The 13,403-nt window shown below is 43.1% G+C and carries 8 protein-coding genes; 7 read left to right on the plus strand and 1 reads right to left on the minus strand.

Going from position 1 to position 13,403, the window contains the following annotated elements; all coding sequences use genetic code 11:
* Positions 1–257: 257 nt before the first annotated feature.
* From BV372_RS23055 to BV372_RS23085, 7 genes are all read left to right on the plus strand, one after another.
* Positions 258–2,237, plus strand: a complete 1,980-nt coding sequence (locus tag BV372_RS23055; RefSeq protein ID WP_086688830.1) for a CHASE3 domain-containing protein — start codon at positions 258–260, stop codon at positions 2,235–2,237.
* Positions 2,197–3,741 (plus strand): ATP-binding protein, encoded by a 1,545-nt coding sequence (locus tag BV372_RS23060; RefSeq protein WP_086688831.1) that lies wholly within the window; start codon positions 2,197–2,199, stop codon positions 3,739–3,741. Before BV372_RS23055 ends, BV372_RS23060 begins: the two co-directional genes overlap by 41 nt.
* 2 nt (positions 3,742–3,743) lie before the next feature.
* Complete coding sequence (locus BV372_RS23065; RefSeq protein WP_086688832.1) at positions 3,744–4,196, plus strand: response regulator; 453 nt, start codon at positions 3,744–3,746, stop codon at positions 4,194–4,196.
* A gap of 66 nt (positions 4,197–4,262) precedes the next feature.
* The gene (locus BV372_RS23070; protein WP_086688833.1) at positions 4,263–6,782 is read left to right on the plus strand and encodes a response regulator; all 2,520 of its coding nucleotides are present in this window, start codon (positions 4,263–4,265) and stop codon (positions 6,780–6,782) included.
* A gap of 445 nt (positions 6,783–7,227) precedes the next feature.
* Positions 7,228–7,884 (plus strand): DUF1361 domain-containing protein, encoded by a 657-nt coding sequence (locus tag BV372_RS23075; protein ID WP_086688834.1) that lies wholly within the window; start codon positions 7,228–7,230, stop codon positions 7,882–7,884.
* A gap of 294 nt (positions 7,885–8,178) precedes the next feature.
* The gene (locus tag BV372_RS23080; protein WP_086688835.1) at positions 8,179–9,351 is read left to right on the plus strand and encodes a host attachment protein; all 1,173 of its coding nucleotides are present in this window, start codon (positions 8,179–8,181) and stop codon (positions 9,349–9,351) included.
* A 51-nt stretch (positions 9,352–9,402) separates the two neighbouring features.
* Complete coding sequence (locus BV372_RS23085) at positions 9,403–10,224, plus strand: hypothetical protein (RefSeq protein WP_086688836.1); 822 nt, start codon at positions 9,403–9,405, stop codon at positions 10,222–10,224.
* Positions 10,225–10,362: 138 nt separating this feature from the next.
* Here BV372_RS23085 and BV372_RS23090 read toward each other — a convergent pair whose 3' ends face one another.
* On the minus strand, positions 10,363–12,768 hold the full coding sequence (locus BV372_RS23090; protein ID WP_086688837.1) for a putative PEP-binding protein: 2,406 nt from the start codon (positions 12,766–12,768) through the stop codon (positions 10,363–10,365).
* Positions 12,769–13,403 lie beyond the last annotated feature (635 nt).

Here is a 13,403-nt window from a genome sequence, read left to right on the forward strand (position 1 = left end):
TACCCAAAAGATTTGCCTGCTCTACCTCCTGCCATTTTTTAGTTCCATCGAACTCACGTTGCATTAGACTTCTTGCAGAAGTCAGTAAAAGGGAAAGGGGAAAAGGGGAAAGGAACTCAAAACCCTTTCCCTTTAACCTTTTCCCTTTCCCCCCTCTTGCAAAAATATATTTTTGCAAGAGGTCTATTGATAAAGCTGTTCTTGTTAAATGAAATTAGGACAAACCTAACTGTTCAGCTTTTCCAGTAGTGTTGGCAATGCTGCAAATTACTCAAGTTGCATTCAGGCGGAGACTGATCAGCGCGATCGCTCTGCCGATTATTCTGCTATTGCTATTGTCAGGAGCCTCGATCTGGCAAATTACCCGCCTGTTCTCAGCTATGCAATGGGTTGATCATACTGACCGGGTGATTGCTCGGGCAAATCATTTGCAAAAATTGTTGCTGGATATAGAAACTGGAGTACGGGGTTATCAAATTGCGGGAACTCCAGAGTTTTTGGGACCTTACCAGCAGGCTAGCGCTCAGATTAATACTGCTTTTGATGAGTTGGGTGATTTAGTTGCCGATAATCCTACACAGGGTAAACGCTTAACACAGATCCAGTCAGAGCAAACAGTATGGAAAAGCTCGATTACCCAAGCGATCGCTCGTAAACAAGGCGGTGAAGTTGAACTCCTATCAGGGCTGAAGTCTCGCAAACAGAGAATGGACGCGATGCGCCGTCAGATTGCTGATTTTATCGCTACCGAAGAGCAACTACGTAATCAACGCGCCGAAACAGCACAAAAGACTACTGAGCGAGTTGTCTTCAGCAGTATTATTTTGTCGGTAGGAATTGGTAGCTTTCTTGGCTACTTTATCAGGTGGCAGTTGGCAAAAGTTTCCCAGAGTTATGAAAAAGCCCTCTCAACTGCTCAAGAACAAACAGAAATTGCTCAACGTTCTGCTCAAAGACTCGTTGCTTTACATGACATTGATCTGGCAATTTTGGCAGCCGAGTCTATTGAATTGCTGATCCGAACTGCTCTGACACAAATGCATCAATTAGTACCCTACCAGCAGGCATTTGTTGCTCTGTTTGACTTTGATACAGGAACTGGCCGGATTATAGCTGGCAAAAGTGTCGCTGGAGAATTGCAACCTCCTAAAGGTACTCAGATGCCACTGGCAGACTTTGCAGCTGAGCAAAGCTCGCAGCAAGAAATCTACTATGTAGAAGACTTGACAACTGTCAATTCTTATCCACCTGTTTTAGCTCAGTTGCGCTGTGAGGGAATTCGCTCTTGTCTCTGTATTCCCATGCTGGTAGAAGAAACACTGCTTGGGGAACTCTACCTAACCACATCTGAAATCGCCGCTTTTGACAATCAGATTCAGGATATTGCGCGTGAAGTCACAGCACAATTGGCGATCGCTATCCAACAATCTCTGCTACGTGAGCAACTCCAAAGCTATGCCTCAGAGTTAGAACAGCGTGTTAGCGATCGCACTGCTGATTTGCAAGCAGCAAATCAAGAGCTAGAAGCTTTTAGTTACTCCATTTCCCATGATTTACGGGCACCATTACGCACTATGCAGGGTTTTGCCCAGGCATTGCTAGAAGACTACAACACTCAGTTAGACTCGGTTGGGCAAGAATACCTTCAATATATTACTGAAGGTGCCGTGCAAATGGATACTTTGATTTCTGATTTGCTTGCATACAGCCGTCTCAGCCGTGTTGACATCCAACTGCAACCTGTGGATTTAACTTCTGTTGTAGAAGCAGGCTTAAAGCAAATTAGCAGCCAAATTCAGGAGCAACAAGCCAAGGTAACAATAATTCCACCCCTCCCACAAGTAATAGCGCACCGCCCTACCCTAATCCAAGTAGTCACGAATTTACTAAGTAATGCGATTAAGTTTGTAAAGCCAGGAATACAGCCAAAAGTCGAGGTTTATGCACAGGAACAACAGAATTGGATACACTTATGGGTGATAGACAACGGCATCGGTATTGCGCCCGAACATCAGGAGCGTATATTCCATGTCTTTGAGCGACTGCATGGTGTTGAGACTTACTCCGGTACAGGAATTGGTTTAGCCATTGTGCGGAAAAGTATTGAGCGCATGGGCGGACGAGCTGGGGTAGAGTCGCAAATAGGTATCGGCAGTCGTTTTTGGATTGCTCTGCCAAAAGCTACTTTCTATCCTCATGCCACAAACGAATCAAGCACTCCGCATTCTAGTAATTGATGATAATCCAGGCGATCGCGCTTTAGTCATTCGGCAATTGCGACTAGAGTTGACGCAACTCCAAGCACAAGAAATTCGCGATGCCGCAGAATTATCAAATGCGCTAGCAATAGATAATTTTGACTTGGTGATTACCGATTACCAACTGTTATGGAGTAATGGACTAGAAGTTTTACGAACCATTAAACAGCACTATCCTTCCTGTCCGGTGATTATGTTTACCAATACAGGCAGTGAGGAGATTGCCGTTGAGGCCATGAAGTCTGGCTTAGACGATTATGTTCTCAAACAACCCAATCGCTACACGCGTCTATCATCGACTGTACGAGTAGTTTTAGAACGGGTAGAAATTCAACGACGAGCCACCTTGTTGGAAATTCGCCTCCAAGCATTACTTAACCAATTGAAGTTAGGGGTTTTTCGTTCCAACTCATTGGGAGATTTGCTGGAGTGCAACAGAGCCTTTCTGGAGTTATTGGGTGTAAATACATTGGCGCAAGCGCAGGCAATCCAGCCATTTAACTTACAGGAGAATTATGCACAACTAGTAAGTCAGCCTCCGCCTCAGCACCAAGAACTTGAAGTACAGTTACGCCGTGCCGATGGAACGCTGATATGGACTTTGTTGACTACAACCTTGAGCATAATTGAAGGTGAAACCGTAATTGATGGCTTAATCGAAGATATTACTACTCGCAAACAGGCTGAAATTGAAAAATCTCAACTTAACGAAATCCTAGAGCAGCGAGTTAGGGAACGTACCATACAGCTACAGGAAGCAAATTACCAGTTGAGCGAGACTAATCAGAAATTAGCTGTTGCCAATCAAGATTTGGAAGAATTTGCTTACAGTATTTCCCACGACTTACAAGAACCATTACGTGCCATTTCTGGTTTCAGTTCCATCTTGCTCAGTAACCAAGGCGAACAGTCCGAAGTCAATCGTCAAGACTATTTGCGGCGCATTATTACCAGTACAGAACAAGCAGACCGACTCATTGAAGATTTACTGGCTTACAGTCGTCTTAGCCGCACTGATATACCAGTGCAACCGATTAATCTATCTATATTAATTCCAGAAATTCTCAGGCAGTTACAACCAGAATTCCAGCAGCGTCAGGCACAAGTGCGGATTGAAGCGCCTTTAGCTGAAGTTATCGGCAACCGCACCATTTTGATACAAGTTCTTACCAACCTCCTAACTAACGCTATCAAGTTTGTCTCACCAGGAGTGAGACCCCAAGTACGTGTATGGAGTGAGCAACGAGATAGCTTAATCCGCCTTTGGGTGGAAGACAACGGTATTGGGATTGCACAAGAGTATCAACAGCAAGTGTTTCAAGTATTTAATCGCCTACATAGTAATGAAGTTTATCCTGGTACAGGCATCGGTTTAGCTATTGTGCGCAAAGGAGTTGAATGTCTGGGAGGAAACGTTGGTGTGGAATCCCAGTTGCAACAGGGAAGCCGATTTTGGATAGAATTACCAAAAGCTGTAGATTGAAAATGAATCCAGATCCAGACCATATTCTGCTTGTAGAAGACAATCCCAAAGATGTTTTGCTGATGCAACGAGCGCTGCGTAAGGCCAACATCTTCAATTCGCTGCAAGTGGTAAATGATGGCGATGCCGCAGTTTTGTATCTGTCTGGACAAGAACCTTATAGCGATCGCAATATTTATCCTTTACCTGTGCTAATCTTACTTGATCTCAAACTACCGCGCAGGTCAGGGCATGAAGTGTTAATGTGGTTACGACAACAACCACAACTTAAGCGCATACCTGTAGTGGTTCTCACCTCTTCTAAGGAATATGCCGACATCAACCTTGTCTACGACCTGGGTGTCAATGCTTACATAGTCAAACCTGTTGCGTTCAACGATCTAGTAGAAATAGTTAAAACACTTAACCTACATTGGATCATTTTTAATGAAAAGCCACAAGTCGGAACTGCCTAACATCTTTATTCCACTGTTTTGGGCATTTTTCTTACTTGTAATTTGATGCAAGTGCATGGAACTTCGATGTTGCGCATTCTCCTAATAGATGACAATCCTAACGATCGTCATTTGGCTATTTATGCCCTACAGCAAGAGTTTTCTCATCTTCAGATCTACGAGATTGGTCAAGCACAAGATTTAGAGCAGGCAATAACGGCAGGGCAATTTGACCTAGTAATTACCGACTACCAACTGCGGTGGAGTGATGGCTTGACTGTTCTTAAGGCAATTAAAAGCCGCTATCCTGATTGTCCAGTGGTGATGTTTACCAATAGTGGCACCCAGGAAATTGCCGTTGAAGCGATGAAGTCAGGGTTGGATGATTATGTCATCAAGTCTGCCAACCACTCTCTGCGGTTACCTAAAGCTGTTCGCCGCGCCTGGGAAAATACTCAAGCTCAACGCAAAGTAGCAGGACTAGAGACACGCTTGCAAACCCTGCTGAATAATTTAGATGTGGGGGTGTATCGTTTACAGGCGGATGGAACTTTATTAGAAGGTAATCCCGCGTTTTTGCGTCTAGTCGGTTTAAATCATCTTAATAATATTCCCGAAAGTAAAACTCTCGAGTCTTATTTTCAGCCAGAAGAGTATGCCAAACTGCTGAGTCAATTAAAACACAATAGCCAAAGACGCGATGCCTACGGCGGGCTTTGCCTACGCCAAGCTCCAGAGAAAGAGGTGTGCGAAATCCCACTGCGACGAGCTGATGGCACAGTAGTATGGGTACTGTTGAGCAAAACCTTCACGACAGTTAATGGCATCATCACCATTGACGGGTTGATGGAGGATATCACCGAGCGCAAACTCTCTGAGCAGCAACTGCGGGACTCGCTGGCACGCGAACAAATACTTCGTACTAAAGCTGAGGCACTAGAGCACCGCTCCAGCATTCTGGCTGAAGCCAGTCGTCTGTTGGTTTCTTCTTTAGACTACCGCACCACCTTAGCTCTGGTGGCATATTTGGCAGTGCCTACTCTCGCTGATTTATGTCTGGTAGATGTTGTTGGCGACAATAAGTTAATTACGTATAGCGAACCAATTGTAGCGGCATCTAACTCAGAACTAGAAGCACTAGCACTCGAACTCAGGCGAAGCAACCCACCGCCAGGCAATGCCAATTATGGCTCCCCCAAGGTGCTACGAACTCAACAGCCAGAATTGGTAATGGAAATTCCTGATGCCTCTACACGCTTTAGTACACAAGATGCAGCGCATCTCAACTTTATTCAACAACTCAATATCACCTCTTACCTGATCGTGCCACTGCTAGCACGAGAGCGAAAACTAGGCACAATGACATTTGCTTTAGTTCAGTCGCAACGTCGTTATGGTCGAGCAGAACTAGAAATATGTCAAGAACTGGCTCAACGGGTTGCCTTGGCAATTGATAACGTCAGACTTTACCTCGATGCCCAAAAAGCTAATCGGCTCAAGGATGAGTTTTTGGCGATCGTTTCCCACGAACTGCGCACACCGCTCAACGCTATGCTGGGATGGACGAACTTGCTCAGAACTCGGCAGATGGATGCTGCAACTACGGCGAAAGCGTTGGAGACTATGGAGCGCAATGCCAAACTCCAAAGCAAGCTGATCAATGACATTCTGGATATTTCCCGCATTACTCAAAAAAGCCTGCTTTTGAATCTACACCCGCTTTACCTGCCTCCAGTTGTCAAGGCTGTGATTGATGACTTACAGCTAATCGCCCAAGCTAAGTCCATCATTGTTGAGTCAAGTTTTGATGCTGCGGTTGAGCAAGTATTAGGCGATACAGAGCGATTGCAGCAAGTAGTTTGGAATTTACTGTCAAATGCTCTTAAGTTCACGCCGCAGGGCGGACGCGTAAGCGTTGAACTCAAGCAAATTAATTCCTTCGTTCACCTGACTGTCAGCGACACAGGACATGGAATTAGTGCTGACTTTCTCCCCTATATATTCGATGCCTTCCGTCAGGCAGATGCAACCACGACTCGAACACATACAGGATTGGGATTAGGACTAGCGATCGTCCAACATTTAGTTGAAATGCATAACGGCATAGTTTTTGCCACTAGTGATGGCGTAGGCAAGGGAGCCACATTCACAGTGCAATTGCCTGTCTATCAGCCTAAACTAAGGCAGGCCAATCAAGGCGACCAAGTTAGAAGGGAGAATTTTCCATCGCTTCATGGCTTACAGATACTAGTAGTAGATGATGATGAAGACACCCGTGAAATACTCACGTTCATCCTTGAGCAATGTGAAATACAGGTGACCACAGCAGCATCTGCCACTGAAGCTTTAAAAGTAATTTCCCAATCCAAACCTGATATTCTGCTGTGTGATGTGGGAATGCCAAATGAAGATGGTTACTCGTTGATTAGCAAGGTAAGAAGCCAAGAAAAAGACAGAGAAATGATACCAGCCGTTGCCTTAACTGCCTTTGCAAGAGATGAAGATCAACAAGAGGCAATAGCAGCAGGGTTTACCAAACATCTAGCTAAACCTGTCAATCCCTATGAATTAGTGGCAGTAGTCGCCAGCTTGGCTCAACCTACTTAAACTACCTGAGTATGTATTGGTGACTAATGAAAAACTTTATTTTTAATAAATAGTAGTTGTGAATCAAAACATGAAGTTGGCTTTTAAGTGTTATTACTATAAAACTAAGTAGTATTAAATACTTTATATGTTATTTAAGTGCAACAGATTTGTCTCTAATAATTTTCTAGCTATACTAATGGGTTAACCCGCTTAATTAAGAAATGAGATAGTAGCCATTTTCTTTATTTGAGTTAGAACTTATGGTACCCCTTTAATTTTTTCCATCTTATTGTGTGTATTAGGTTCTTACGAACCTAAAAATCTTATTTGGAGTCTAAGAAAATAGATTTTATTGGGGAGTCACAAAAATAGCAGTCCGATTTGAAATTTTTCTCAATCAATAACTGAAATTAACAACATATAGCAAATCGACATCAATCACACCATTGCGAGTGCAGCATCTATGAAAGCGGAATTGATTGAATTGATAGCCAGATTTCTCCAGGTCTTACGAATTAATATGAGATGGATGACTTGGAATCTGTTCCTAGCTTTTATCCCTTTGGCATTGAGTGTTTGGCTATTTCGGAGAAATCGCGGTCGGTCTTGGGTTTGGTGGTTAGGATTCATAGTTTTCTATGCTTTTTTACCAAATGCACCTTATTTATTGACCGATGTCATTCATCTGATAGATGATATCCGCACAATTCAATCAGTGTGGGTAATTACCTTGGTGTTAATTCCTCTTTATTTATTAGTAATCCTGGCTGGATTTGAAGCTTACGTAATATCTTTAATTAATTTAGGTTATTATTTACACCGAATTGGCAAGAGTCAATGGATTATATGGGTTGAGTTGATAACTCATGCTCTTTCTGCTGTGGGTATTTATTGGGGCCGCTTCTTGCGTTTCAATAGTTGGGATTTCATTACACAGCCAGATGCTGTGGTCACAAAAGGTGTAGAGGAACTCCTTGGTAAACAGCCCTTAGTAATTACTTTGGTTACTTTTGTGATCCTTATAGGTTTATACGCGATTATGAAACGAGTGACTTTAGGGTGGGTTCGGCAACCACATACTGAGATACCCATCAATTCACAACAAACGAAAAATGGGTAGCACAGGAGCAGAGGCAGGCCAAAAAGACAAGGGGACACGGGGACAAAGGAGAAATAACCAAAACCACTGACTATTACCTGTTCACCTTTGACCTTAATAGCAGAAGGTAGAAGATATATTTGCCAGTTGGGTAAGTCCTGAGAAAGATGAAACTTCTCTCTCCTTGACGTGAAATAAATCCAGGTAAAACGATTGTGGCTGCAAATGCCGCATCTAGAACGAATTTCATCAAACTTTGGAAATAGTAACGTTCTGATGTGATGTTTCTGGTCACGTTGCTAGGAGGGATATTATATGCAAATAATTTCTAGAGAGGAAATCAAGCCGCTGCTAGAACAGCCAAAGGGAAATTGCGTTTCAATTTATATGCCAACGCACCCAGCTGGTCCAGAAGTACGACAAGATCCAATTCGGTTTAAAAATTTAATTAAAGAAGCTGAAGCGCGCCTGATTGATGCAGGTCTGGAACCGCAAGAAGCAACAGCATTGTTGCAACAAGCCATTGATCTTGATACCCAAGAATTTTGGGAGCAAATGGGAGAGTTGGGACTGGCAATTTTTATCTCTAAAGATTTTTTTCGTTACTATAGCCTGCCAGCCAATTTTCAAGAGTTGGTTGTAGTTACAGACAGATTTCATATCAAGCCACTGCTACCGTTTTTAAATGGTAATGGTCGTTTCTACCTCTTGGCTTTAAGCCAACAAGATGTCAGGTTTTTTGAGGGCACACACTACACCATTAACGAAGTGGAGGTAGAAAATCTGCCTAAAAGCCTAGAAGAAGCTCTTAATCAAGATGAAACTGCCAAAGAAGGTCAGTTCCGCATTGCCACATCTAAGGGAGGAACTGCTAATTCCTTTGTACAGCCAGGTGCGTTTCACGGACAAGGAAGCCCTGATAGAGATCAGCACCAGGAACAAATTCGACAATTCTTTTACGTCATTGATAAAGCATTGCACGAGAAACTGCGAGACGAAACAGCGCCTCTGGTAATAACTGGGGTAGAGTATCTCCTACCTTTGTACAGACAGGCAAATTCTTATCAGCATTTGATGGAAGAAGGTATTACTGGTAATCCAGAAATTCTCAGTGCTCAAGAGTTACATGACAAAGCTTGGCCGATTGTTGAGGCTAATTTTCAAAAGTCACAACAAGAATTTATGGAGCGTTTCCAGCAATTGTTTGGTGGTGATAGTGACAAAGCTACCAACGACCTTAAACAAATCATTCCAGCGGCTTATTATCAACGAGTGGATTCATTGTTAGTTGCAGTTGGTCAGCAGCAATGGGGTTTGTTCGATCCGAGTTCGGAAACTGTTTATCTACACGAAGAAAAAGAAACTGGTGATGAGGATTTGTTAGATTTGGTTGCTACTCATACCTTATTAAACGGTGGTACTGTCTACGCCGTTCCACCAGAACAAATACCTTACAGCACTCCTGTTGCAGCAATTTTCCGATATTGAAGATTATCATGGTGTTGTATAAAATCAGTCTTCATATATACAACACCAATAATGATTTCTATTCGTTCCTTCTTCAATCACTCGTTAATCGCTTTTGCGCTTGTGAGTGTTGCTGCTGTATTGGCTCAAACTGCTACAGCCGCAACACTCACTGGCAAATCCGGCAATGTACAGGTACAAATATCCTATGAGAAACCACAGGAATATCAGTATAAAAATGTGCGGTTAAAAATTATCCGCTCAGGCCAAACGGTTTTAGATCAAAAGCTGCCCCAAGACAGTGAATATGACCGACCTGTGGGGGATTTGTTGGAAGCGCCGGAAAATAAGTTACCAGTGCTAGATTTAGACGGTAATAAAGAACCAGAAGTAATTGCTGATTTCTTTACAGGGGGAGCACATTGCTGTACTTATTCGCTAATTTACCGTTACGACAGTAAATCGAAGCAGTACAACAAGATTCGTCATGAATGGGGTAATGGTGGCTATCGACTCCGAGATTTAGACAAGGATGGATTACCAGAGTTTGATAGTCGAGACGATCGCTTTGCTGCTGCTTTCACTGCTTATGCGGCTTCTGGCTACCCACTGCAAATTTGGCAGTATCGTCAAGGCAAGATGGTTGATGTTACGCGTCGCTATCCCAAGTTAATTGCCAATAATGTCACAGAGCTATGGCAAACTTACACTCAGGCACGCCAACAAGGTGATGACGGTAAGGGATTTCTCTCAGCATACTTGGCGGATAAGTATATGCTGGGTCAGGGAGAAGATGGTTGGCAGCGAGTACAGCAAGCTTATAAAAAAAGCGATCGCTCTCAATTTTTCGCGGAATTACGCAAGTTTTTACGTGAATCTGGATACATTAAATAGTCATTTGTCATTTGTCATTCTTACAAAGTTGAGGCAGTCCGTTGGCGGGGGAACCCGCCCACACGACTGGCTCGACTTTGCGCTTTGTCATTTGTTTTCCCTGTCCCCCTTGTCTTCCTTGTCCTCCTTTCCTAACCCCTACCCACCCTTGATTTGACGCCGTGCGGCTTCTAAAATTAGGCGTTGTTCGGCACGGGCGATCGCCTGATATGTTCGTTCAACTGCTTCTGGTTCTACAGAAATTGCTGTAATGCCCCATTGCACAAGCCGGTCGATGATTTCTGGATACAATGCTGGTGCTTGACCGCAGATTGCACAAGGAATTCCGGCATCTTTGGACATCTGGATCAGTTGGGCGATCGCACCCATGACGGCGGGATGCAGCTCATTAAATCTTCTTGCTAGCTGTTCTTGCTCTCGATCTACTCCAAGCAGAAGTTGTGTGAGGTCATTTGTCCCAATTGAAATTCCAGCTACACCTGCTTTGACATATTCTGGAAGCAAAAACAGTACGCTTGGGACTTCTGCCATAATCCATAGTTGAAACTGCGGTACTTGGGTTAATCCTGCTTGCTCAACTTTTTGGCGGCAAAGGGAAAACTCTTCTACACTACGAACAAAGGGCAACAAGAGCTGGATATTGCTGTAACCAGCTTTCTGTACAGCTGCTAAGGCAGCCAATTCCAACTCAAACACTGCGGGATTGACTAAATAGCTAAAGATGCCGCGTTCACCCAAGACAGACTTTGGCGAAGGTTGGACTACATTAGGAAATGATGGCAACTCATGCGATCGCCAATCCAAAGAGCGATATAAAACTGGTCGCGGTGCAAAACCACGGGCAAATTGCATAATCTGCTCAGTCCAGCGTTCTAACAATTCTGCCTGACGCCCATCTGCTAGCCAGCTATTGGGGTGTTTTCCGTCTAGTATGGTTAGCGTCATCAATTCTGAACGCAATAAACCTACCCCATCTACAGGTAAATCTTGTAGTTGTTCTATTAAGCTGGTTTGGCTCAAATTCAAGAGTAATTGGGTCGCAATTACCGTTTGAGGGCGAGTTAAATCAGAAAGAGGCGCTATAGGTTGCCAAGAATTGCTGTTGGGAGACAATGAGGGTAAGGAGGAATGAGAGTGATTAAGCTGTGAATTTTCTCTTGCACTCCATTTTTGCGGAATGCCTTCTGATGCTATATGTTCTTTCATCCGAGAAACTTCTCCGCGATCGCCATCTACAAGTAATCTGTCTCCAGATTGAATTAAGGCAGTGACATCTGTTGCACTAACAACTGCGGGGATTCCCAATTCTCTAGCCAGGATTGCGGCATGACTGGTCAATCCTCCTTGCTCTGTAATAATACCTACGATTTTTTGTAATAACGGCAACCAATCAGGTTTAATCGTGCGTGCCACTAAAATCACTTCCTGAGGTAGCTGTTCTGGTTTCGATGAAGAATTAGCAGTAATCACATAGGCAGTTGCCGTCACCCGTCCTCTTGCTGCCCCTAGCCCCTTGATAATCTGGAGATGGGGAATTGCAGATTGGGGGGCGCTAACTTGTGTGAGGTAGAGTTTAGGAGTTACAGATTCCTGTGAAATAGTCCATTTGATATAAAATTTTTTACCTAATTCATTTACGAGTTGATTTCCTAAAACAATTACTTGTTGCAAGAAATTCTCTGGCAAAGCATACTGTTTTTGTTGAGTTTCCTCAAGGAGATAGGCAACTAGACAAGTATTATCTAATGCCAATTCTGACTGCGGCAATGATTGCAAGTCATCTTTAGCTGCTGTATTGTCAACACGATAAGCTAAAATTTTACTGCCTAGCTGTTGCTCGATTAATTTCCCGGTTTCTGGTTGGATATAGTAAACATCGGGTAAGACTTCCCCATTAGCGATCGCTACTTCCAATCCCCAAGTAGCGGCAATTTCCCATCCAGAGGTATTGGCGTTGAATAAGCCGCTAGCAATGGCATTGCGTATAGGTTGTACTAAAACTGCTAAATTAACTTGTTGCAAGTTAGTGCCTAAGCGCTGCCAATACAGTAGACTTCTCGCACGAAATAACTGACTCCAAGCACGCTTTAATCCAAGAGCGATCGCCTCCTCATTACATAGGCAAAATACTGACTCTAGCAACCCAGATATATTCCCTACTGCCTGTGTACTATTTGACACCATCACAGTTGGGCGCAAAATCAGATAGTTACTTTCCCATTCTCTAGCTGCTGTGAGAATTTTACCCACCCAAGGCGACGGTACAGTGGCAGTAATAATTTCCTGACGCAAGCGACCAGCTACCTGCTGAAGTTGACGCCAATTAGCGACATCTAGATGCAATGAAGAATGGGGTAAGTCGGCGACCAATGACTCTGAACTATTAAGAGTTTCTAAAAATTCTTGCAGAACTTCTGCCCCAACTACAAAGCCAGGTACTACAGGGTAGCCGCGCTGCATAATTCGGCTCAAGTAAAACGCTTTATCACCTACTTTGGCGCGGTCTTGAAGTTTAATTTGGTCAAGCCAGTAGAGTTTGTCCACTCAATTTTTTTGTTCTTAGTTGTCATTCATTTGCTAAAGCCACTGTCGTGACCATTGCTGTAGCACTTCAGATGAAATCCTCTCTGGTACTTAAGTCAAATCCCTCTTTTTTCTCTGACTGTGCCTTAAACTCCACGCTTTCTTAGCGATGTACGCCTACTGTTTTACCCAATTTTTGGCACAACTAAATATCTAGAGAATCAAAAGTTAAATCGGAAAACTATACCAGTATTAGCTTTTTCCAAATCTGACACTCTTAGTTATTGCCTGAGTCTCCTTACCTTGTAAATGCATAGTTTTCTTTGATTCACGCTACCCGCACTCCCCAAAAGTGATATCTCATTCATTTAATTATTGAGTCTATAGTTAAATCTAGCAATTTGCAGTAAAATGTTAAGATTAGATGATTTTGCAAAATTCAATATTCCTACAATTAATAAGCTTTAATTTACTGGCTGTTACCAATATCATAAATATTACTGCGACTGTTTATTAAAATCATCTATCTCTAGTCGAAATGATCAGTTTCTGTCCTAGAATCCACACAATTATAAATTTTTATCGAGTGTTATCAAAAAAATGTCATACCAAAATTTTGGGTATGAATTAGGTATGAGATATTCTCATCCAGACAG

It is taken from the genome of Nostoc sp. T09, assembly GCF_002154695.1.
Lineage (GTDB): Bacteria > Cyanobacteriota > Cyanobacteriia > Cyanobacteriales > Nostocaceae > Aulosira.